General features: G+C 41.9%; 17 protein-coding genes. 9 read left to right on the top strand and 8 right to left on the bottom strand.

Annotated features, from left to right (window positions below):
- Positions 1–55 precede the first annotated feature (55 nt).
- The 5 genes from cdiI to AB6N04_RS00690 form a co-directional block, all read right to left on the bottom strand.
- Complete coding sequence (gene cdiI / locus AB6N04_RS00710) at positions 56–406, bottom strand: ribonuclease toxin immunity protein CdiI (RefSeq protein ID WP_369310049.1); 351 nt, start codon at positions 404–406, stop codon at positions 56–58.
- Complete coding sequence (locus AB6N04_RS00705; protein WP_369310048.1) at positions 403–8808, bottom strand: hemagglutinin repeat-containing protein; 8406 nt, start codon at positions 8806–8808, stop codon at positions 403–405. The genes cdiI and AB6N04_RS00705 overlap by 4 nt, the downstream gene beginning before the upstream one ends.
- A gap of 137 nt (positions 8809–8945) precedes the next feature.
- Positions 8946–9611: a heme exporter protein CcmB gene (gene ccmB, locus AB6N04_RS00700; protein WP_369310047.1), complete on the bottom strand. Its 666-nt coding sequence runs from the start codon at positions 9609–9611 to the stop codon at positions 8946–8948.
- On the bottom strand, positions 9611–10228 hold the full coding sequence (ccmA, locus tag AB6N04_RS00695) for a cytochrome c biogenesis heme-transporting ATPase CcmA (RefSeq protein WP_369310046.1): 618 nt from the start codon (positions 10226–10228) through the stop codon (positions 9611–9613). Before ccmA ends, ccmB begins: the two co-directional genes overlap by 1 nt.
- Before the next feature lie 24 nt (positions 10229–10252).
- On the bottom strand, positions 10253–11431 hold the full coding sequence (locus tag AB6N04_RS00690) for an ion channel (RefSeq protein WP_369310045.1): 1179 nt from the start codon (positions 11429–11431) through the stop codon (positions 10253–10255).
- Positions 11432–11788: 357 nt separating this feature from the next.
- Here AB6N04_RS00690 and cptA point away from each other — a divergent pair, with 357 nt between their 5' ends.
- Entirely contained in the window at positions 11789–13498 is a 1710-nt protein-coding gene (cptA, locus tag AB6N04_RS00685; RefSeq protein WP_369310044.1) for a phosphoethanolamine transferase CptA, read from the top strand.
- Between the two features lie 112 nt (positions 13499–13610).
- Here the strand turns inward: cptA and AB6N04_RS00680 are convergent, their stop codons facing one another.
- Entirely contained in the window at positions 13611–14297 is a 687-nt protein-coding gene (locus tag AB6N04_RS00680; protein ID WP_369310043.1) for a DUF421 domain-containing protein, read from the bottom strand.
- Between the two features lie 303 nt (positions 14298–14600).
- Between AB6N04_RS00680 and AB6N04_RS00675 the strand changes: the two genes are divergently transcribed.
- From AB6N04_RS00675 to AB6N04_RS00660, 4 genes are all read left to right on the top strand, one after another.
- Entirely contained in the window at positions 14601–14924 is a 324-nt protein-coding gene (locus AB6N04_RS00675; RefSeq protein WP_369310042.1) for a hypothetical protein, read from the top strand.
- A 650-nt stretch (positions 14925–15574) separates the two neighbouring features.
- Positions 15575–16015: a GNAT family N-acetyltransferase gene (locus AB6N04_RS00670; protein WP_369310041.1), complete on the top strand. Its 441-nt coding sequence runs from the start codon at positions 15575–15577 to the stop codon at positions 16013–16015.
- 74 nt (positions 16016–16089) lie between these two features.
- Positions 16090–16356 carry a DksA/TraR family C4-type zinc finger protein gene (locus AB6N04_RS00665; protein WP_369310040.1) on the top strand — a complete coding sequence of 89 codons (267 nt, stop codon included), beginning with the start codon at positions 16090–16092 and terminating at the stop codon, positions 16354–16356.
- 430 nt (positions 16357–16786) lie between these two features.
- Complete coding sequence (locus AB6N04_RS00660) at positions 16787–18793, top strand: BCCT family transporter (RefSeq protein WP_369310039.1); 2007 nt, start codon at positions 16787–16789, stop codon at positions 18791–18793.
- Positions 18794–18933: 140 nt separating this feature from the next.
- Here the strand turns inward: AB6N04_RS00660 and AB6N04_RS00655 are convergent, their stop codons facing one another.
- On the bottom strand, positions 18934–19539 hold the full coding sequence (locus AB6N04_RS00655) for a hypothetical protein (protein ID WP_369310038.1): 606 nt from the start codon (positions 19537–19539) through the stop codon (positions 18934–18936).
- A gap of 544 nt (positions 19540–20083) precedes the next feature.
- Entirely contained in the window at positions 20084–20539 is a 456-nt protein-coding gene (hpaR, locus tag AB6N04_RS00650) for a homoprotocatechuate degradation operon regulator HpaR (RefSeq protein WP_369310037.1), read from the bottom strand.
- A gap of 433 nt (positions 20540–20972) precedes the next feature.
- Here hpaR and AB6N04_RS00645 point away from each other — a divergent pair, with 433 nt between their 5' ends.
- The 4 genes from AB6N04_RS00645 (at position 20973) to hpaD (ending at position 24987) form a co-directional block, all read left to right on the top strand.
- Positions 20973–21602, top strand: a complete 630-nt coding sequence (locus tag AB6N04_RS00645; protein WP_369310036.1) for a fumarylacetoacetate hydrolase family protein — start codon at positions 20973–20975, stop codon at positions 21600–21602.
- Positions 21602–22369, top strand: a complete 768-nt coding sequence (locus AB6N04_RS00640) for a fumarylacetoacetate hydrolase family protein (protein WP_369310035.1) — start codon at positions 21602–21604, stop codon at positions 22367–22369. The genes AB6N04_RS00645 and AB6N04_RS00640 overlap by 1 nt, the downstream gene beginning before the upstream one ends.
- A complete protein-coding gene (gene hpaE / locus AB6N04_RS00635; protein WP_369310034.1) occupies positions 22369–23835 on the top strand; it encodes a 5-carboxymethyl-2-hydroxymuconate semialdehyde dehydrogenase in 1467 nt (488 codons plus the stop codon). Before AB6N04_RS00640 ends, hpaE begins: the two co-directional genes overlap by 1 nt.
- 270 nt (positions 23836–24105) lie before the next feature.
- Complete coding sequence (gene hpaD, locus AB6N04_RS00630; RefSeq protein WP_369310033.1) at positions 24106–24987, top strand: 3,4-dihydroxyphenylacetate 2,3-dioxygenase; 882 nt, start codon at positions 24106–24108, stop codon at positions 24985–24987.
- Positions 24988–24990: the final 3 nt, after the last annotated feature.

The raw sequence follows: 24990 nt of genomic DNA, 5'->3' as shown, positions 1-24990 counted from the left end.
ATCCGGCTGGCTGAGGAGTGAGGTAGTTAAGTCCCATGTAAAGCAGGGAGCATTCTTAGTGTATTTGCATCAACAGGTTATTGACTGTTTTTTGATCATCCGGATGGAGTTTTATATATATTTCACATGCAAGCCTGACGTAATTAAAACCTACAGATTCAGGTACGATAACCTCTCCGTCATAGACACTGAACATAATTCCTTCAAAATGATACATAGGATCTGGGTCATCTAAATCTGGAAAAGTACAATCAGTTTCATTAACACAGCATCCATATCTTTTCAGGATAAATGGCAATGCCCATAAAAACTTGTGCTGAGAATATATAGAGTTAAAAAACTCTTTTATAACCCACTCAGGATCATTGTTATAATCTATGTCTTCGAAAAGTTGTTTATTATTCATTCAGCCACCGGAAAAAAGTTCCTAACTCTACCTGTTTGTTGATCCAAATATACTTGGAATTTTACCCCTCCTGCGGTTGATTGATACTCGCGTCGACCTTGAGATATCGCATCTTTGTAACCATTGGAAGCAGCTTGCTGACCTAAATCTAACATTTTTTGGTCAGGAAAAACTTTCGGGTCATATACTGTTTTAACATAAAGTTTATCTTTAAATTCTCCAGGAATAATGTTCCCTTCTCTATTTTTTTTAGGTACTTGATACACAACTTCACTAATTCCCTTAATGTTACTTGGCGTCTGGCTAATAATCTTTATTCCATTTTCAGATGCTGCTTGAGTAAATTGATTCAGATTATGCGTTCCATATACACCCTTGTTAGTTATTCCATCAAAAGTGGTTAAATGATTTTTCTGCTCCAGAGCGAAATGAATACCATCTGCATAAGTTATCTCTTTCGATATAGTAGTTCCACCATTTGGCTTACCTGTAGTAACTTTATTTCCTAGGTAACCACCTGATACAACTGCACTACCAAGACCAACATTGATTAAGCCTTCAGCAATTTTACCATCTGCAATTTGACCAATCCCTGTTCCTGCTTGATATGATCCACCTGATATTAAAGCCAATCGCATTATTTGGCTAGCTCGCCCCGGACCAGCTAATAAAGCATCCGTACCTATAGCCGCTTGCCATGCATGCTTTTCTTCCGCACTCAATTGACCCAAGGCTTCGTAATAAGCGGAGCGATCATTTTTGAATTCACCAGGATACTTTAAGATAATTTCTATCTGTTTTTTCGCTTCGCTTTCACTCATACCTCTTAACTGTAACTGTATCCCAATAGCATCAAGGTATTCTGTTAATTCAAGTTGTCCTTTACTATCTAATTCTCCCTTACGATAGAGATCGACTAACTTATCGGTATAAGCATCTTTATCTGATAAATAAATAATATCTTGAGAGGCTTTCTTCAGGTTTCTGCCTGCCTTTTGATCTTCAAGTGCTTTATCTCTTGCATCTCTATCATCAGGACTCAAGAAGTTATTCTCAACTGTCGTCTTCCCTGCCTCAGCCGCATTCGCTGCACTCGATGTATCTCCCCCCACTAACCCGCCCGCAATGCCTGCGGCCAGACTCGCGAATGCACTGACTGTCGCTTTTTCATCTTCTGTCAGTTCATGCGGTTTTTTCTTGTACAACTCTTCCGATAGCATGCCCACCGCTTCAGCAGTCATGGCACCGACTGATTGTGCTCCTGCATTTTCACCTTTTGCCAGCGCTAATGCAACATTGGCAATTCCGTGAGCCGTTAATCGACCCGCTTTATTATCCTGACCGATATTTTTGGCAATTTCATTTGCGATATACGGCGCACTCGCATTTGCCACCGCTTTGTTCACATCCCCATTGACCAAACCTTGAATTAACGCTGTGCCCGACTCAACTATCCGACGCTTATCGCCCCCCACACCCCATTCCGAGCTTTGAACTGCTTTCTCAATACGGTCATTCAATATGGCCTCTCGAATAGCCGTTTCATCCCCTTTCAAGTTCGGATCTTTGATGGCATCAATCGCTTTTTTCCGCTCATCATCTGTGACTGGCGTTTTATCGAAGTTTTTCCTTTCTTCCTTAGTCGCTTTTATCCTTTCATTCGTCACCGCAATATCAGTAATCTGCTTACCTAACTCGCCCACTAACTGCGTCTTTTCTATCCGTTTTTGCTCTTTTTCTTTGTCAAAAATCGTATTCAGCTTCTCATGGGCATTGTCCACATCACGGCTTAAGTCATTGAGGTTTTGTTGCTGGTTCGCCTTATCACGAACGATGATCTCACCTTCCGATACCGCCGCATGGGTGGTGTTGCTCTCTTTGCCCTTGTTATTCACATTGGTCAGCAAGGAGCCTGCCGCATTACCCGCCAACTGGTCTTCAAATGGCGAGCCACCCGTGCTAAACCCACCACTGTGGCTTTCCACTTTATACTCGGCTTTATTTTTGATATTCCCAAAGCCCAGTGTGCCCGTATCCAGTGTGTTTTTATCCGCCTCTGCCGTACTGCCAATCACCGCACCGTCAAGTTGCGTATGATTACCCACCGTGATATCAAAGCCGCCTTTTCCGGCATGGATGCCCGTTTGTTTATCCACAGATTGATAATCACTGTGCATCTCGGTTTTATTCACATTCACCGATGCCGTGGTATTCAACCCTGTGCCAATGCTGCCCGATAGGCTACCGCCTTTTTGCTTCGAGTCATATTTGTCGGTCGTTTGCTGGCTGGATAAGGTTAGATCGCCCCCTACATTGGCTTTCACCGTTTCACCACTGACCTGCGCACCCGTTAATGTAGTGTCTTTACCGCTGTTCAAGGCCAGTTGTTTACCTGCATCCACCTGTGTATCGGTGTAAAACTCACTATTGCCTTTTTCAAAGCCGCTGCCTTTATTGACGCTGGCATTGACATTCCAGCCACCTGAGCTGATACCCGCACCAATTGAACTACCTGAGCTTGAGTTTTTGCCATCCACCGTTTGCGTGTTGCTAGCACTGGTCAGGTTGATGTCATTTTTGGCGGTTAACGTGATGTTTTTATCTGCTGTTAATTGACTGCCTTGCACCGCAATACTGCCTTGGCTTTCCTCTTTTTTGCCCGTTGCGGTGAGGTTGATGTTATCCCCCGCACTTAAGCTACTGCCAGATGCGGTATGTTGCTGCGTTTTAGTGGTAGATTTTGACGAGCTACTGCCATAAGACACGTTGACACCAAAGGCATCTTTTACACTGCCGCCTTTTTTCAGCCCAGCCAGCTCACCAGCTTGTTCTGCTTGCACACCTTGCAGACCCGCTTTCATCCCTTTCAGTGCCGCTAATTGGCCATCGTCTTCCTGTTTCGCCGATTTCGCTGTCTGCGCCATACCGTCTAACAGACTGCCCGCTGTACCACCTAATGATACCGTGAGGCCGCTAGACTTACTTTCCACAGTCGTTATATCCGTTCGGCTGTTTTCAGCCGCCGTAATATTCACATCACTCCCTGTGATATTAATATCCTTCGCCGCAATCACATCACTACCGTGAATATTTGCTGCGCCACCCGCCGTCAGTGTGACATCGCCTGCCGAGCTGCCAATCACACTGCCTTTTTTCTGGTTGCTGTCGGTTTCAGTAGTCACTTTTTGTGAGGTTGAGCCAACGGTGAAACCTAAACCACCACTACTCATTAGCCCTGATTTTTTAGTCTTCGACATATGGGTTTCATGAGAGGCCTCATCAGAAGTGGTCACATTTAATTGGTTTCCAGCGCTAACATTGACATCGTTGGTTCCGAGTACATTACTCCCTTCGATATTAACGTCATTACCCGCCGTCATTTTTACGCTGTCGCCGCTAAATGTACTGCTAATAGCCAAGCGTTCGTTTACTGCGTCATGGGTTTCTTTTGTGGTACTGGATAAGAAACCTTTATCCGTGTGTTTGGTGTGCTTGGCATAATCACTACTTTCCACGCCAGAGGTCAGGTTAATATCACGCCCTACATTCACGGCTAATTCACCGCCGCTGGACACATTCGCTGCACGCGCAGAAAGATCTTGTCCTGCGGAAAGTGTTAAATCTCCCTTAGTTTGAATTTGTGTGCCAACTTCAGTACTATTTTCGCCACGATAATAATTGCTAGAGTTATGGGTGTAATCAAACGCCGAACTGATATCACGGGTTTCTAAACTGATATCGCGTCCCGCAATAATGGATGTTTTACCTTCCACCCCTAAATTGCCGACATCGGTGGCGTTCAAGTTAATATCTTGTACCGCTTTTAAGGTAAGCTGACCGTTATCACCTGTGACATAAATACTGGCTGGGCGATCGAGCCATTGTGATTTGCCATCACCACGCTGCACTGTTTCACTAAGGATATCGCGACCCGCTGACAGCGAAACGCTGTCTAATCCACGGATTTCTCCGCCAACATTTTTAATGTCTTTTAGGGCATCAAGTTGGACATCTTTCCCCTGAATACGCCCACTATTTTCAATATTTTCAGCACGTAAGTCCGTTATTTCACGGCTACTGATTTCACCACTATTGAGGATGTTACCGGTCATATTGGCAGAAACATTGCGTCCCGCAAGTAAGGCACCATTACCGTTTAAATCGCCTTGTCGTGCTCGGACATATACCTGAGGTACGCTGACTAACTCAACACGACCATCAGGTAGGGTGACTTCTTTATTCACCATCCATACAATGTCTGTCGTTAAGTTCGCCATTTGTTCAGGCGATAGCGCAATACCTGGAGTGAGATTAAACTGTTGACCAAATGCTACACCGCTAGTCAACAGTGCACGGTACTGCTCTTCATCACTACTGTAGTTACCCAATAAACGTTGACCGGTGGTTTCAATCAATTGGTCACGAACTAAACGCTGTTCATAATAACCATCACCTAAGCGCTTATGCAGTTGCTCATTGGTGACAATATCAATACTGGATAACCATTTTTTATAGTTGGTAAAGCGCGAGTCGGTTTCAATCAGGTATTGACTATCACTGCCCGGTGTCAGATTAAATAGGCTATTGTCAGGTAATTGAGTATTTGGCCCGACGGTTCTTATCACGATATCGAGATTGTCTTTTCCTTGAGGGCCAGTCTCCGCAGTGATGTTTTCCCCTTTACCTACATCACTTTGACTTTGTATATCAGTTCCTTTAACGATATTGGCATCAACCGTTTGTAACGATGGATCAACCGATTTGTCGTCATTAACATCCACTTTGGCTGAAATTGAAGGTAACTGTACTACTTCTATTTGCTGACCTGGCAACAAGTCTAACGGCGTATTTTTACTCTCTTTTAACGTCTGCTCTGTAACATTTACGCCTTGGTTCTCTTGGCTATCCGCATCAGAAACACGTTCTGCTTGCCCAACCAGTTGATTAAGTTTGACTGAATCTACCTGCGTTTTATTGATGTCCCCTGCATTCTCGGTAACTTCTAATAAATGTAACGCTAAATCTTCTTCGCTATTAATTCCTTGGTATTTTGATGTACTAGTACGCGTTTTCCATTTTTTACCGCCCTTATAGCGATAAATGGTGTTTCCATCTTCAAAAATACGGCGAATACCTTGCGCTTCTTCGTTGTTTAAGTCATAGCCTGTTAAGATCAGGTTTTGCCCCGCAACAACGCGTGAATTTTCATTGTTCAGTTGCTGCCCATCAATCGTCAAATGTTTACCACTCGTGATCAACGCTGCATCGCGTTTGACAACTTGTGTTTCATAAATGATACGGTCGTAGTCATATTCATAGAAATATTTAGTCCACTTACCATACTCAAACATCCGCCAGCGATTGGATTTTTCATAATGAATACCCACTTCCTTGTTGAGCGTGCCATCTTCATTTATGGCATAGCGAGTTTGGTTTCCATTACGTGGCTGAATTTTATAACGTCGCCCATTACCGTAGTCGTACCAATTAAAATGCTCACGGCTCACTTCCACTGCATCGTCAGTCAGTTGTAAATGGATATCTTTATTTTCAAGGTTATCGGTTTTTAGTGTGAGGTTACCGGCCGCTTCCATGTTAGCACTGTGATTTTTCACGCTTTTGGCATGACCAATGGCTTGTAGCTGGTCGTTCAATTGGTTACCGATAACTAAATCGCCATCACTGTAAATCAGAGCGTGGTCACGGTTTAAAAGGTCAGAAACTGCAAGGTTAACCTCTTTACGTCCTGCGATAACGGCGGCTTTGTCCCCTTGTTTATCATTCACTAGCGAATTAACCGCAATAGCGAGGAAATCACCATAAATACGACCTGTTCCTAAATTATCTAAGGAATTAGCAACAATATAGGTCAATACACCATCAATAAGCCCCGTATTCAGTACCCGACCACTGGCTTTAATACGGGTATTTTGCCCACTGATTTCACCGGAAAGTTGGTTAATAACGGTCGTGGTGTTTAAAGCCAGCTCGCCAAGGCTAGAAATTAGCCCTTTATTAGTAAACCCTTGTGCAAAGTTAGCTGTTAGGTTTTCCCCTGCCTGAATGCGCCCTGTATTTTCAAATAGTTGATGGAATGTTAGTGATAATGCTTTTTGTGCGACAAGTTTACCTTCACCCGTTAGCTGGTTCGCCGTAATCGTGGCGGAGCCATTACTGACTATCACCCCTTGCTGATTTGATACGGCTAAGGCTTTACCTTGCGCATTGTCGGTTAGACTTAGTTTCGTCCCCGCAGATAGCATCCCTTGAGTGTTATTTAGGCTTTGCGCGATATTCGCTTCAATCCCTTGCCCCGCACGAACCGCACCGCTTTGGTTATCTAAACGCGTGGTTCTAAGGCTAACATTTAGCCCCTCAAGGCCTTTACCTGCTTGAGCTGTATTTTTGTTATCAATGGACTCCGCAGAAACATCTAGGTTTTCATTGGCTTTTATCCAGCCTTGTTTATTCTCGATTTGCTGTTTTACCGCGAGTTCAACACGATTGAGGCCTTGAATAACACCGCTCGTATTATTGAGTTGCTGAGTATTCACGCTCAGGTTTTGACCAGATAAAAGCTGCCCTTGCTGGTTTTCAACCCGCTGATGAATATCCAGCGTTGCATTCCCGTGTGATTGGATAACCCCTTGTGTATTATCGAGGTTTTTTCCTGTCAGTTGTAACGCAGATTGGCTCAGTAATAACCCTTTTTGGTTATCAATCTGTGCAGCTTTCACCCTAAGCCCAAGCTTTCCTTGCGCTACCCCTTGGGCATTATTGAAATCCCCAATATTCAGTTCGAGCTTGCCATTACTCGCTAATGTCCCTTGCTGATTTAACAATGCCTGTTGCAGCGTATTGATATCCATTGACTGGCCAGCAAAAATTTGACCGTTCTGGTTTTCAATCCCTGTCGTGGTGAGTGATGCCTCGCCTGAACTTTGAATTTGTCCCTGCTGATTAAGCAGTTTACCGCTTTTAATCGATAAACCACCGCCACTTAATAACCCTCCGCTTTTTTGCGTATGGCTATTATTAACTGCTTCACCATGGGTGTTTAATGTCAGTTGCTGACCTGCTTGAAGGCGACCTTGTTGGTTTTCCAGCGCACCTGTATTTGCCATTAAATGATTAACAGCAAGAATTTCACCTTCTGTGTTATCAACCCGGTTTTTCTGGCTATCGAGAGAAATTTGGTTCGCTTGTATTTGCCCTTGGCGGTTAATTAACTCACCCACTGTTATCGCTAGGTTTTGACTAGCAAAAATGCCCTGCTCGGATTTTTTAGCAAAATTGATCAGGCGCTGCCCCTGTGTATCAATACTCACAGAGTGGCCTTTGATCACGCCTTCACGGTTATCCAGTTGCTGCGTTGCCATTGAAAGCCCAGATTGGCTTCCCACTAAACCTTGCTGGTTGTTAACACCTTGACTGTTCAATGCAAGCGGGCCTTTCGCCACAATACGACCTTGTTCATTATTGAGGTCTCCTGTGGTTAGAGCCAGTTCGCCTTGTGCATAAATACCTTTATTATCACCACTTTGCGTATTATTGAGCTGCTCACCATGAGTATCAATCAGCATGTTACTGCCTGATTGAATAGAACCTTGCTGGTTGTCAATTTGACCGCTATTTAGCACTAATGTTTGCTTAGCTAATAACGAACCTTGTGTATTATCAAATCGTTGGTTATAGGTATTAATATTAATGGTATTGGCTTGCAGGTAACCTAACTGATTTTGTAGTGCTTGGTTGCGCATCTGCAACAGTTGCTCTGCGGCAATTAAGCCTGCTTGGTTATTGATACCATTAGCCACAGTCAACATTGCATCACCGTGGCGGGCAACCAGTTTCCCTTGCTGATTTTGGATGTCACTGGCCGCTATGCTCAGCCCACTCTCACCAATAAGAGCGCCACTTTGATTTAATAATTCATTATCTAACTCAATGTTAAGATGACCATTTTTTGCGGTAATAACTTGTCCATCACGATTGTCGAGACTATTGGCTGTTAATGAAAGGGAGCCATTACTGCCTATTTCACCCGCTTGATTATTTAGATTTCCTTGTAAGGTAATTTTCCCTGTTTTATCGCCAGTTTGTAATAATTTACCCCCTTGGTGGTCAAGGGTATTCGCCGTCATTAAGATGTGATTGGCTTGGGTGAGCGCGTGATTAAGTGAAAGGGTTCCACTTTGAATATTCAAAGTGTTAGCTGCCAGTATTTCACCTTTATCCCCCTCAAGTGATTGGCTATTTAAGGTGATATTCCCCATGCTAGCAATCACTTTACCTGTGCGGTTAATCAACGATTGGGTTTCAACAAACACACCTTGGCGACCCGTCAATGTTCCACTGGTGTTATCCAGTGCCTGCTGAATTTGTAAGTCAAGCTTACCCATTCTTGCACTGAATATTTTACCTTGTTGATTTTCAAGGGTATTGGCTTTGATCAGCCATTGTTACACCAGTAAAAATAACTAGAAAATATCCTGAAGGGCAATAATTTGCCCTTATTGAAAGAAAAATATCGTGATTTTTAGCTATTGCTAATATTGATTTTCAATGCAGCGGCAATCGCTAAAGGAGAGAAAGTAACACTTGCTGCAAATAATGCGGCGAGAATAGCAAAATAACCATCTAATGGCATTTTAAAACTGTGGGCTTCCATGGTGCCTGTCGCATAAATCAACACAGGAATATACAGGGGTAGCACCAGCAAACTAACTAATACACCGCCTTTTTTTAATGACACGGTTAATGCTGCGCCAATTGCACCAATAAAACTTAAAACTGGCGTACCTAGCAATAATGTCCCCACTAAAACCATTAGCGTCTCACCACTAAATGACAACATAAGGGCAGCTATCGGTGACAATAAAATCAGCGGTAATCCTGTTACTAACCAGTGAGCAATGACTTTTGCAAACACGGTAATAAATAAAGGGTGAGGCGCTAATAATAGTTGTTCAAGAGAGCCATCGAGATAATCATCTTTAAATAAGCGCTCTAAAGAAAGTAAAGAAGACAAAATCGCCGCAACCCAAAAAACGCCTACGGAGATCCGTGCTAATAGCTGTGGTTCAGGCCCAATACTAAGAGGGAAAAGGGTTATCACAATCAAGAAAAACCATAGCGGGTTCACTAACTCTGAAAAGCTACGAAAGGCTATTTTAAGTTCTCTTTTAATTAATAACCAAAACATTATTCACCCCCGCCCGTCAGTTTTAACGAACCAAATTGCCCTGACATCGCCTGATGAGAGGTAAATAAAATAATCCCCCCTTGCTTGGCATGTTGATGAAAACGCGCGGTTAGCCGCTCAACCCCGGCCACATCAATTGCCGTAAAAGGCTCATCTAAAATCCACAACGGCGCATCACTTAACCATAAACGAGCAAGATTCACACGACGCTGCTGCCCCGCAGAAAGTTGATTCACAGGTATATCTTCAAAACCAATCAGTGAAACTTCCTCTAAAGCCTGCCATATACGATCGCCTTCTGGCCCTTTATGGTGCATTTGATAATAAAACTTGAGGTTTTCATACGGTGTGAGTAAAGATTTAACGGCAGGCTTATGACCTAAATAAAGTAGATGGCGAGTAAAATCTTCTTTTAACTTATCAATCGATTGATTTTGCCAACACACATCGCCTTCATCAGGCTTCAGTAATCCCGCCATCATCCGTAAAAGCGTCGTTTTTCCAGCCCCATTAGGCCCTTCAACCTGCAAAATTTCACTCGGTTGAACAGTAAAATTGAGTTGTTGAAACAAAATGCGATGTTGACGAAGGCAACTGACTTGTTGTGCACTTAGCATGCCGTTGATTTCCTGTTTTTTATTCTAAGGTTTGGCAATTTTGTTCAACAGCATATCACTGATGGAATCACTCGATATTGCTTCACCGCAAAGCACTTGCATCAAAACTTCAGAACCTAAGGAGGATAGCGAAAATAGCATATCGGGTTTAAGCAACCGAATTTTATCCATATTGCTTTCTTGATTGCTCATGACAACGGTTTTTACCGTACTATCACTACCAGATAATTCCTTCACCCCCAATAAGGCAAATGTACTGAGTGAATCACTGTCTGTCATGATCAGCACACACTTTGCATGTTTGACATTCGCTGCGGCAAGTAGCTCTGAACTGGTTGGGTCACCTGTAACAATATTGTCCTTTTCAGGGTAATGGCTACGATGATTTTCTTGGCAAATAACTGCCACGGGGAGTTCTCGTTTTTTCAGCCCTTGATATACATTGACCGCCATTGGCGTACTACCAATCACCACATAATGATTTTTCATATAAGAAAACCTCTTGCGCACAATGTCTTTTGTGCCTTTTGCTAATACGCCAACAACATACACCACTGAAGTGGTAAAAATAGTGATCCCTAAAATGATCACCGTGACGGTAAAAACTCGCGCATCTAATGTTACAGGGACAATATCGCCGAATCCGACGGTGGTCATGCATACCAATGCAAAATAAAACGCAGTCGTACCATCTTTCACGACAGGTAGGAATTCATTACCAATATAGAGCGTACCGAAAATGGAATAGAGTAATAACGAGATAATACAAGTAATTGCTACGAACCCTGCACTGGTTAAGCTATGGTGATGATAAAGTTTCCAAAACACCCCCAGCGCAATAAATAAAGCCAATGAAAAATAACCTTGCTGAATATTTTCTTGCGCTATTCGTAGATCAACAAAAGAAATGATCCCTAATAAAAACAAAGAGAAAACCCAAGCGATACGTGCACCATTTAACATAAATAAAGACAAAAAAATAAGCGAAATACCGAGTAAAAAGCGCGGAATATCTAATAATTTCATAAATCCTAACGATTTTAACCATTCGGTAAAACCATTTTCACGCCAATCAATGTAGTCAGTATAAGCACTTAAAACGGGTTTTAAAATCATCGAACCATCAATGATGATAAGGAGGGAAAGCACTATCCTAATCGTTAAGGATGATTTTAAAAAAGCCACAAACCCGTTATCTAACATGACTGATTTCACCCTTTTCAGTAACCGTTAAAACTTTTTATATACCATAGAATAATAAAAGATAATATCAATTCGCTTAGCCCGATAACAAACGATAATTCGTTTTCTTACCATTTAGATCATGAATGATAAAACATCGTCTATAATTGAAAGTCACCCAACTCGGTGAAGAGCTAAAATGAATGTAGCTCAATTCCATTTTACTTGAAAAACAGAACATTAAAGAATGCTTAAATATTTATCATCCTAACCAAACTATTTTTTGAACTTAAGTTTAGGCGGTATATCTAAACACCGATTTCACGATTATTTTTCAATATTACTTAGCGATTAAAGAAAATAAGAGTTAAAAAAACTATGCTCAACACTACACGCACAGAGAAATTTAGCTGGCTATCACTGTTCTGGCTATTAATCTTCTTTTGGTATTTCTCATCGTTATTGCAACTGTATGTGGTCGCCACAGGCCAAAGTAATAGCATTGGGTTAAGAGATTCACTGCTCTATAGCTCATTATGGTTGATACCTGCCTTACTTTTTCCTCGGAAAATTAAACTGATAGCAGGCGTTATAGGGGTCATCTTGTGGCTGTCTTCTGTCGTTGCACTGGCTTACTTTGTAGTTTATGGCCACCAAATATCACAAAGCGTCATGTTTGTGATGTTTGAAACCAATACCAATGAAGCCGGTGAATTCCTCAAACAGTACTTTAGCTTTAAAGTTGTTGGAGTCATTCTTGCTTACACCCTAGTTGCAATCTTCCTATGGTCACGTCTTAAGCCAGTTTATATCCCGAAAAAAGGCAACATAATAATTTCCTTCCTTATATTGGTTATTTTGTTCGGCGTCCCGTATTACAACAAGGGGATCAAACAAGATAGACCACTGGCGAATGTTGCCTCCTATATCAATAGCAAGCTGGCCTACGCGGCACCATGGCAGTTTGTAAGCGGCTACTTCCTTTATAAAAACCAGCTAGCCAATATGGAAGAGTTGATCCGCGATAATAGTAAAATTCCTCCTCTCGCCAACTTTGTGGATGCCAATGGTAACACGCCACGCACTTTTGTCTTAGTGATTGGCGAATCCACCAGTCGTGACAGAATGAGTTTGTATGGTTATCAACGTCCGACCACGCCTGAATTAGCTGAGTTAGCAAAAGATTATCCGGCTAACTTATCAGTATTTAATGATGTCGTGACTCCGCGTCCGTACACTATTGAAGCACTACAGCAAATTCTCACATTTGCGACGCAAACAGAACCTGAATTGTTTAATTCACGCCCTTCTATCATGAATATGATGAAGCAAGCGGGCTTTAAAACATTCTGGATCACTAATCAGCAAACCATGACTGAACGAAATACTTTACTGACAGCCTTCTCTCGTCAGACAGATAAGCAGTATTATCTCAACAATGATATGGCTCAGAGTTCACGTATCTATGATGATGTCGTGTTTGCACCTTTCAAAGAAGCACTTGCGGATCCAGCAGAAAAGAAATTTATCGTGGTACACCTGTTAGGAACCCATATGCGTTATGAATTCCGCTACCCAGAAGATAAGGCGGTCTTTACGCAAAAAGATAGCATCGTGCCTGCGAACCTAAAGGGCGACCAAGTTAAAGACTACAATGCCTATGATAATGCTCAACATTATAATGACTATGTGGTTTCGACTTTAATTAAAGACTTTGATTCTTCAAAAGAAAATGGTTTTTTAGTTTTCTTCTCTGATCACGGGGAAGATGTCTATGATACGCCACCACATGAAATGTTAGGGCGCAGTGAAGGTAAACCAAGCAAAGTTATCTACAATGTCCCATTCCTTGTGTGGCAATCACCTGAATGGTTAAGCACACATCAGTTTGATTTAAATGATAAAACAACTCGTCCATTCAGTACGATGGATTTTATCTACGCTTGGTCTGACTTAGCAGGCTTTAACTACACAGGTTATGATCCCGAAAAGAGCCTGTTTAGCCCTGAATTTAAACCTCAGCCTCGCTATATCGGTGACCCTGATAATAAATCCTCAATCATGCTGTACGATGATTTAAAAAAATAATGATATAACAAGTAGATGGAGTGCTGTACATTTCATCTACTTGCTTATCTTAAAACCGTCTCCCTCCCTGAACAGCCCCTAATAGTTGGATGCCTTTAGGGCGGGGAGGATATCAAGCAATGACTTTCAGCTCATGGGCATCTTTACGATTTATCTTTCCATCTTGCAAAATAAAGCTCACTTCACCGCGCCAAAATTCAGCCAAGAAAATATCATCGAGCGATTCAATTCCTTGAGATTCAATCTGTTGTTTTAACCACGCCTCGTCTCTTTCTATCGACTCTAATTCGCTGGCTCTGATCACACCATCTTTCATTAAAATGACAGAGGGCATATTCTTTTCATCACAAATAATGGTCAGTTGCCCATCCGGCTCAATTTGTGCGTAGTAAATTTCTTGAAAAGAGTGGATCCCCTGGGCATGAATACGTGATGAGATATTGATAATGTCGATTTTATTTTTTTTCTTTAAGATATTTTCCATAATGAATTGCCCCTTTTTGATAATGGGTATTGGGTTACCAATCGCCACATTACGGAAAAAATTCACTTTCTTGGTTAATAAATTCAAAGAACTAATAAATAAAACACCAATTATTAGAATCGTTATATATTGATACAGTGGTATAGTATCACTATAAATAACCCCTCCGATAATTCCACCTAAAACAAAATTACCAATAAAATCAATTGGCGTCATTTGGGATAGCTGTGTTTTCCCAGATAAATTCATATGAGTGATAACAATAGCAAAACCAATAAGGAACTTTAGAATGATAAATGAATAATAGTAAGTCATATTGCTATCCTTTTATTTAGCTAGTCCAACGCGTTATTTTTATTACTGATTATGCAATAAGTTGCAACCAGTTTAGCCCATTTACGCGATTTTAGATGTTATGACTTATGAATCGATAAAAAGCATCTATTTTCAACATAATATAGCAATTAAACATATCTTCCAATTAAATCCCTAATTTAATATTTCAAAAATTCGCTTATTCTCTTTATAAAAACCCTAAACTCAACTATATTAAAATATGAGCATGAGTCTCAATGCTGATAAATGGTTTTAAATTCATTTTTCCCTAAGGACATGTTTATGAATAAGAAAGTCATCGCTTCATTACTTTTTGTCGGCTTATTGACTGTCATAACAGGCTGTGATGATTCATCTAAACCCAGCGATACGGTTAAGCAAGCTGAAGAGAAAACCCAGCAACTAAAGGCTGATGGTGAGCAAAAAGCCAACGAACTTGCTGAAGATACAAAAAATAAAGCCCAAGAGTTGAAACAAGATGCATCAGAGCTGGGTCAAGAGGTTAAAACGGATGCCATCAATAAAGCTGATGAGCTAGCAACTGACGTTAAAGATAAAACGGAATCCATCAAAGCTGAAAATGATACAAAAACAGATAACAAGTAATATTGAAAAAGTGTGAGAGTGAAAAAATAGCTATTTCACTTATTCATTACTTTAAATCACCTGCATTTGAGGTTGTTGACAACGTGGGATAAAAGCCTAGCTTTTCCCACGTTGTATTATTAGGCGAAAAGCAATGCATTGCTTTTCCTCATTTATTTTCAAAATCTATCCAACCTGCTGCCAAACATGTTATGTTTGGCAGCAGCCTAAAATGCAGACTTCTCGCCTACAATTGTCTGTTTTTGTCTATTGCCATCATCAACAGAAACACAATTTACCTTGTTCTACCGCTATCTCGTTATATAGTAAGTATTCCTTTACTTTTTTAGCGGTAAAAATCAGCGGGACAGCTCAACAGCCCCTAGGGGCTGTTGAGCTTTGATGGTCGATTTTTATTCGAATTAAAGCCATTTTAGGCAAGGCGAGAGGTTCGCCGCCTAGTGAACTAGGCAAGAGCCTCTCAACGCAGCATTAAATGAGTGAAACGTGCTTTAATCGAACCCGTAGGGCAGTGTTTAGGGAAAATAGTTGATTCAAATCGTCGTCAGTCAGCACGACGGAGTTATTTATTCATTTTTTTGGTTGTTTTTTAATCTTTTTTTTAGCGGTAAAAATCAGCAGCAAAGATAAACAGCCCCTAGGACCTCACCATGGAAATCAAACATAGCCTTGGCCATGCACACCCCGCTCTGGTGGCAGATGCCTTTGAGTTACGCCAGCAGGTATTTACCCAAGAGCAAGGGTTCCCCGCTGAAATTGATGTGGATGAATATGACGACTCGGCATTGCACGTCGTTTTATATTTAAACCAACAACCTGCGGCGGTTTTGCGCTGCATATTTTTAGATAATGGGTTAATCAAAGTGGGTCGTGTTGCAGTACAAAAAGCCCATCGTGGCAAAGGATTAGGTCGAGAATTGATGAAATTTGTCCAACTGTATGGCAATACTCATCAGTATCAAAAAATTATTCTGTCTGCCCAGCACACGGCTATTTCCTTCTATCAAAGCTTAGGTTATCAAACCGAAGGGGAAATGTACGATGAAGATGGCATGGATCATATTTTTATGAGCTTATCGTTAAGCCATTAACTGCCCCCTTGAAATTGTTTTTCTTGCCTCCATATGTAAAATATGGTCGAAAATTAAACAGTTCGAGGTGAGCCATGGCTAACGGCTGGGCAAATGAAAATGCGGTACAAGAACAAATTGATGCTACATTGGATGACGCAATTGCGAAAGCACGCAGCCAACTGCATAGTGGGGAAAGTGCGCTATTTTGCCAAGAGTGCGGCGAACCGATCCCTGAAGCACGACGGATGGCGGTATTAGGGGTGAAATTATGCTTTGCATGCCAATCAGAATTAGACAAAAAACAAGCCGCTTTTAGTGGTTATAATCGCCGTGGCAGTAAGGATAGCCAATTAAGATAACATCACTTTTTCATCTACTAATTGGCAATTTATTGCAAGTTAATGACCACTTTCATCCATCATCCTTAACTTATTGGTAAAACATGTAATTTTATCAATCTTGACTATTAATAATTTGATAATCAATACGATATTTTACCTACCTTTCTAATCTTATTTTCCCCGATTGTTGATCATTCCCCCTGATCATGGCAGTATAACCGCCTATTTTTTAACTTATCAAGGTGGCGAAGACTCGACATTTATGATTTTTTCGGCAGTTTTCACTGTCATCAACACCACGTATAACGCGTTTTTATTGTTCTTTCTATTACGTTCCCTCTGGGGATCTTTTCGCAGTTATCCATTGTTTCATTAAGAAGGACAGGTCGTTGCATACCGCTTTCGCTTTTGGTATGCCCAAAATAAAATAAAACAAAAGAAGGTTGTTATGAGTCAAACTAATACTGATTCTAAAAAAATTCGTTCTAAAATTAGCCCCCCAGTGTTTTATAGCTCTGCTCTTATCATTTTGGTTATTGTCGGTTTTGCCGCCCTCATGCCAAAAGTCGCAGAATCTCATCTAAGTCATCTTCAACAAAACTTGTTTAACAACGCCAGTTGGTTTTACATCCTTGCTGTAGCCATCATCCTACTGAGTGTGACTTATCTGGGACTCTCCCGTTATGGGCAAATAAAACTGGGGCCTGACCACGCACAGCCAAATTTTAGCTATGTTTCTTGGTTTGCCATGCTGTTTTCCGCAGGAATGGGAATTGGGTTGATGTTCTTCGGGGTTGCAGAGCCTGTAATGCATTACCTTAACCCCCCCGTGGGCGAAGCCCAAACCATTGAAGCGGCAAAAGAAGCGATGCGTTTGACCTTTTTCCACTGGGGATTACACGCTTGGGCTATTTACGCCATTGTCGCCTTAATTTTAGCGTTTTTTAGTTATCGCCACGGGCTGCCGCTCACCTTGCGCTCAGCGCTCTATCCCATTATCGGTGATCGTATTTATGGTCCTATTGGTCATGCTGTTGATATCTTTGCGGTTGTGGGAACAGTGTTTGGTGTTGCCACCTCATTGGGCTTTGGGGTATTGCAGGTCAACGCGGGCCTAAATCACCTATTTGGCTGGCCAGTGAATGAAATGGTGCAAGTCGGGTTAATTGTTACTTTTACTGCATTAGCGACGCTTTCTGTGGTTTCAGGACTGGATAAAGGCATTCGCATTTTATCGGAACTTAACCTCGGTCTCGCCTTCTTGTTATTGGTGCTGATCGTAATATTAGGGCCTACTGTTCTGTTGCTAAAATCGTTTGTGGAAAATACAGGCGGTTATCTTTCTGAGATTGTGACCAAAACCTTTAATTTATACGCCTATGAACCTAAATCAAGCGATTGGTTAGGTGGCTGGACGCTGCTATATTGGGGGTGGTGGTTATCTTGGTCACCGTTTGTTGGTATGTTTATCGCACGGATTTCCCGTGGTCGTACTATCCGTGAATTTGTTATGGGGGTGCTGTTCGTGCCTGCGGGATTCACACTGATGTGGATGACCTTCTTTGGTAACACCGCAATAGACTTAATCAAAAATAAAGGCGCAACACTATTAGCAGAAACGGTTCAAGCTGATGTGTCTCTCGCTTTATTTGAGTTTCTTACTTATTTCCCGTTTTCGTCTGTATTATCATTTTTTGCGATGTTGATGGTGGTGGTATTCTTTGTTACCTCGGCTGACTCAGGGGCGATGGTCGTCGATACATTAGCCTCAGGAGGCGACTCTAACACGCCTATTTGGCAACGTATTTTTTGGGCTGGTCTAATGGGCGTTGTCGCCATCACTATGCTGCTTGCTGGTGGCTTACAAGCACTACAAACCCTAACGATTGCCAGCGCTTTACCGTTTGCGATGGTGCTACTTGTTTCTATCTATGGACTGTTCAAAGCGCTGCGAGTGGATGCCTATAAACGCGATAGCCAACAATTAGCCACTATTGCGCCTACGGCAAGCCGTAACCCAATCCCTTGGCAACGCCGCTTACGCAATATCGTCTATTTTCCTAAACGTGCTCACGTAAAGCGTTTTATGGAAGAGGCCGTCAAGCCATCAATGGAGATGGTTTCAGAAGAGTTAGCTAAACAAGGAACTGTTTGCCATATTCACACAGATAAAGACGACAGGATCGGCTTTGAGGTGGATTTAGGTGACGATATGAACTTCCTCTATGAAGTTCGCCTCCGTTACTATATTCAACCCTCATTTGCCTTAGCGGGTATGGGCACTGACAGTGATGAAGAAAAGAGCGAAGAACAACGTTATTACCGCGCAGAAATTCACTTAAAGGAAGGTGGACAAGACTACGATGTGATGGGCTGGGCAAAAGAGCAGATCATTCACGATATTCTTGATCAGTACGAAAAACATATTCATTTCTTACACTTATTGGGTAAGTAGCCTAAAAAGAGAAGCATTGAATATTAAAGGCTAAAGTTTACACCTCAGTAACCGCCATCTTTATGCATAGATGGCGGTTACTTATGATACTTTCCTAACTTATGTCATGTTTTAATTTATTCGTATAATAGTCCATGATTTTAATCATGGTACATACGAGGAAAATACTCACTAATTTTATCGTTATCGAATAATTGGTCTACAGTGAAATCAATGGTATCAGATACCGCAATTCCATGGTGTAACTCTTTGGGAAAATCTTCAATTGAAGCATAAATAGTCGGCATCAAATAGCGAAAATAATCCCCCATCTTAGTTTCCCCCTCATAGCCGACAGGGTAATCATCACCAGGGTTATTGCCCTCTATAGCTTGATATATAAAAAAGCCTTTATTGACTGACAGATTAGTATCACTGTAATGTCCCGAAGTCATTAACTCGTTTTTTATGCACTCTTCAACTTCTTTTTTCGAAGATAGATGTCGATAAAGACATGATGAATATAAATCTAAAATAGCTGAGCCGCCTTTATCCAGAGGATAGTTTACAAAGATTGCTGATTCTTCCCACATGTATTCATTTAAATTATTCAATAGTTCTGTAACATTACCAATCGCCAGTAACGATTTAGGTAAATCACCAAAACTATTATTAATCATGACAGCGATTTTTCCGTTTTTATCCATGGCAAACCAAGTAAAAACCGAACCAAAGCTAGGTTCCCAATTAATATCTAACATACTCATTTATCTACTCCTGTTGGCCATGTAACTAGGCAATTGTCACATGTTTCTTTTATTGCTTTTAGCGGAATTGTATCTTTTCCCCAAACCTCTCGTAGCCTGACCGCTTGGGTAAATCGGATATTTTCTGGCTTGACTCCTTGGCGTATCAACGAGTCTGCGGCTGATATCTCAGCACAAGAACCGACTCTATTTTTACAAAATGTTGGATAGTTTGGGGAGCATACATCAGTATGTGAACTAAATAGCCGAAAGAAGCCAACACAGCTAAAGTTCGAAATATGATAACACCGTAATTTTCTAAATAGTTCGAGCTCTAGCAAGGCGGCAATTGAGGATAGTTTGGGGAGCATACATCAGTATGTGAACTAAATAGCCGAAAGAAGCCAACACAGCTAAAGTTCGAAATATGATAACACCGTAATTTTCTAAATAGTTCGAGCTCTAGCAAGGCGGCAATTGAGGATAGTTTGGGGAGCATACATCAGTATGTGACCCAAATAGCCGAAAGAAGCCAACACAGCTAGAGTTCGAAATATGACGAAAATTAGGCGCTCTTTCTCTTCTCAGAAACAATCCCACTATAATCTGGACTCTCTAAGGTGATTAGCTCATCCAACAATGCCGTCAGTTGCTGCATTTTCTCTGGCGAAAAGGCTAATTCAATTTTTTGATAGCCTTCTTCCACTTCCTGACGCGCCTTGTCAAACAGTTCCTGCCCTGCTGGCGTTAGGGAAACGTAGAGCTTACGTTGGTCATTTAGTGGTTTTAAGCGGAAAATTAAACCTTCGCGCTCCATGCGAGTTAGGATCCCCGTTAGGCTTGGACGGAGAATACAGGTTTGAACTGATAACTCATGAAAATCAATTGAACGGTTATCAGCTAAAACGCGAATAATACGCCATTGCTGTTCAGTCAAATTATACGACTTTAATATCGGCCGAAAGAACCCCATTGCGGTTTCTCTCGCCTGCAATAATGCAATTGTCAACGATTCATGCATAAGCTTAAAACTCACCACTTAATTAATGTTATTTGAACCCAATTTAGGTGCTTTGAGGTTACGGGCTTTTGATACTTTTCTTAGTATATCCCTGAAAAAGTCACACCTAGTTTACTGTGATTTTCCCCCACTTCACCTACCTCTGATAAAGAGTAGCACGCTAAAATAACAATCTCAAAGAAAAACCCTAAAATATTAATGAGTAAATAATTTTTTACTCACAACCCAAGTTAAATAAATGTAATTAAAATAAAGTTGAAAAAATAATAAAAATATTAATAACAATAACTTACACAATAACAACCTGATTGTGTTAATACGATCACAATTAAAATTAACAATTTTATAAAACTATTGCTAATTCCAAAATTATACTTTATTAATATGTTAATAATTACTCAAAAGTTGAATTCTTCTCATTAAGGAGTTGTCAATGAAAGGCACAGTATTTGCCGTTGCCCTCAATCATCAAAGCCAGCTTGACCACTGGCAAGAGGCATTCCAGCAAGCCCCTTATAAAACCCCACCCAAAACCCCAGTGTGGTTTATTAAACCGCGTAATACGCGCATCAATTGTGGCGAGGAAATTTTGCACCCTGCGGGTGAAGAAGTACAAAGTGGCGCCACTCTCGCACTCGTGATTGGTCAAGATGCACGTAAAGTCAGCAAAGGGGATGCAATGAAGTTTATTGCTGGATTTGCCCTTGCAAATGAAGTGAGCCTGCCGGAAGACACCTTCTACCGCCCTGCTATCAAAGCAAAATGCCGTGACACTTTCTGCCCAATTGGCGAAATGGTGAAAACCTCACTGAATACGCCAGTTGATATCATCACACAAATAAATGGTAAAGAAGTCGACCGCTGGTCAACAAAAGATTTGATCCGTGATGCTAGCGAGTTAGTTGCTGCCCTTAGTGATTTTGCGACCTTAAAACAAGGGGATGTGATCCTGATGGGAACACCGCAACAACGCGTCACTATCCAACCAGGTGATGAAGTGGTGATCCAAGCAGAAGGCTTTCCTAGCCTGAAAAATACCGTTGTTGCGGCAGGAGGAAAATAATGAAGCATGCAAAAATCCTTTTTAAAGGGACAGAATATGCCGTCACCGTTGGCGATAACGAGACTATCACATTACCAAACAAAGAGCGTGTTGCAGGGGATTCGCCTGATGTGACTTGGTTACCACCTGCACAAGGCACATTATTTGCTCTAGGTTTGAACTATGCAGACCACGCCGCAGAATTAGAATTTAAGCCACCTGAAGAGCCATTAATTTTCTTAAAAGCTGAAAGCAGTTTAACCGGGCACCGCCAAGTGTCTGTTCGCCCAGATAATGTTGAGTATATGCATTATGAATCTGAACTGGTGGTGGTAATTGGTAAAGCCGCACACAAAGTATCGAAAGAAGATGCAATGGACTATGTTGCGGGTTACACCGTCTGTAATGACTATGCGATCCGCGACTATCTGGAAAACTACTATCGCCCGAATTTACGGGTAAAAAGCCGCGATACATTAACACCGATTGGTCCTTGGATAGTGGATAAAGACGATGTGAAAGACCCACATAACCTCGCGCTTTATACCTATGTAAATGGGGAGTTACGCCAAAAAGGGACTACGGCAGATTTGATTTTTGATATTCCATTTTTAATTGCTTACCTCAGTGACTTTATGACACTGCAACCGGGGGACATGATTGCGACAGGCACACCAAAAGGGCTGTCTGACGTCGTGCCGGGTGACGAAGTCATTGTTGAAGTTGAAGGCGTTGGCCGACTAGTCAATACCATTGTCAGCGAAAAAGAATATGAGGAGCGTATGTAATGACTAAGATTAATCATTGGATCAACGGTAAAAACGTTGCCAGTAAGGACTATTTCCAAACGACGAACCCTGCGACTGGGGAAGTACTTGCTGAAGTCGCTTCTGGCGGTCAAGACGAAATCAACCAAGCTGTTGCCGCAGCGAAAGACGCTTTTCCGAAGTGGGCCAATACCCCAATGAAAGAGCGCGCTCGCTTAATGCGCCGTTTGGGTGAGCTCATCGATGAAAACGTGCCTCAAATCGCAGAAATGGAAACCAAAGATACTGGTTTGCCAATTCACCAAACTAAAAATGTGTTGATCCCTCGCGCTTCACACAACTTTGAATTCTTCGCTGAAATTTGCCAGCAAATGAACGGGCGCACCTATCCCGTTGACGACAAGATGATGAACTACACGTTGGTTCAGCCTGTAGGGGTATGTGCGCTGATTTCCCCGTGGAACGTGCCGTTTATGACCGCAACATGGAAAACAGCACCTTGTTTAGCATTGGGTAATACCGCAGTGTTAAAAATGTCTGAATTGTCGCCATTATCCGCAAACCGCCTCGGTGAATTAGCTCTTGAAGCGGGTATCCCAGCGGGCGTTTTAAACGTGGTTCAAGGCTATGGGAGCACAGCAGGTGATGCATTAGTAAAACACCATGACGTCCGTGCCGTGTCCTTTACGGGAGGCACTACAACAGGGCGCACGATCATGCAAAATGCAGGCCTGAAGAAATACTCAATGGAATTAGGTGGTAAATCCCCTGTTCTGATATTTGAAGATGCAGATATCGAACGTGCACTGGATGCCGCTTTATTTACCATTTTCTCTATCAATGGTGAACGTTGTACCGCAGGCTCACGTATTTTCATTCAAGAAAGCATTTATCCAGAGTTTGTGAAACGCTTTGCTGAGCGAGCAAATCGTTTGATTGTTGGTGACCCGAACGATCCGAAAACCCAAGTGGGTGCATTAATCAGTGAACAACACTGGAACAAAGTCTCTGGTTATATCCGTTTAGGTATGGAAGAAGGTGCAACTTTATTAGCGGGAGGTCCTGATAAACCAACGGATCTGCCTGATCACCTAAAAGGTGGCAATTTCTTACGTCCAACAGTGCTTGCTGATGTAGATAACCGTATGCGCGTCGCACAAGAAGAGATCTTTGGTCCTGTGGCTTGCTTGATCCCGTTCAAATCTGAAGAAGACGGCTTACGCATGGCTAACGATATCGAATATGGCCTTGCATCTTATATTTGGACACAAGATGTTAGCAAAATCCTTCGATTATCGCGCAGTATCGAAGCAGGTATGGTGTTTGTTAACACCCAAAACGTTCGCGACTTACGCCAACCATTCGGCGGTGTTAAAGCTTCTGGTGTTGGTCGTGAAGGTGGTGAATACAGTTTCGAAGTATTCGCCGAAATGAAGAATGTGTGTATCTCTTACGGAGACCACAATATCCCTCGCTGGGGGGTATAGCTTTTATTATCAGCCTTTTTGTGAATTATTATTAACTCAACGTCATAGCAGATTAAGCCAAGCTATTGTTTATCCTAAATAATTCATGATGTGGCAAGGCAGCAAATGATGGCATCTCGGGGAGCATACATAAAGTATGTGACCCGAAGCCAACATCGCTACAGCGCGAGGTATGACGGATAAGAGGCGCATACATAAGTATGTGACTCGAGTGGCAGAGTAAGGCCAACATCGCTACAACGTGAAGTATGACAAATAAAGGGGAAGAAAATGGGTAAATTAGCTCTAGCTGCAAAAATAACACACGTCCCATCCATGTACCTATCTGAACTACCGGGTAAAAATCATGGTTGCCGCCAAGCCGCTATCGATGGACATAAAGAAATCAGCCGTCGCTGCCGTGAATTAGGCGTTGATACCATTATCGTTTTTGATACCCACTGGTTAGTCAACAGCGCGTATCACATCAATTGCGCTGATCATTTCAAAGGTATTTATACCAGTAATGAACTACCTCACTTTATTCGCGATATGGAGTATGAATACGATGGTAACTCCGCATTAGGTCAAATGATCGGTGAAGAAGCGCGTAAATTAGGTGTCAGAGCCCAAGCCCATGAAATTCCAAGCTTAACTCTTGAATACGCCACATTAGTACCGATGCGCTATATGAATAGCGATCGCCACTTTAAAGTGATTTCTATCTCTGCATTTTGTACTTCACATAGTTTTGAAGACAGCCGCAAGTTAGGTGAAGCCGTCCTCACAGCCATTGAAAAATACGATGGTACGGTTGCTGTGCTCGCGAGTGGGTCGTTATCACACCGCTTTATTGACGACCAAAAAGCGGAAGATGGGATGAATAGTTATACCCGTGAATTTGATGAGCAAATGGATAAACGCGTCGTCAAATTATGGCGTGAAGGCCGCTTCCAAGAGTTTTGCAAAATGCTGCCTGAATATGCGGATTACTGCTACGGTGAAGGGCATATGCACGACACTGTCATGTTACTTGGCATGTTAGGTTGGGATAAATACGCTGAGAAAGTGGAAATATTAACCGATTTATTCGCAAGCTCTGGTACAGGGCAACTTAATGCGGTATTCCCACTGCCAAGCTATATTACTGACAAACAAACTGAAACTGCGTAAGGA

The sequence above is a fragment of the Providencia rettgeri genome, from assembly GCF_041075285.1.
GTDB lineage: Bacteria > Pseudomonadota > Gammaproteobacteria > Enterobacterales > Enterobacteriaceae > Providencia > Providencia rettgeri_G.
The sequence above is the reverse complement of the archived record's forward strand: the minus strand, read 5'-3'. Positions and strand labels throughout refer to the sequence as shown.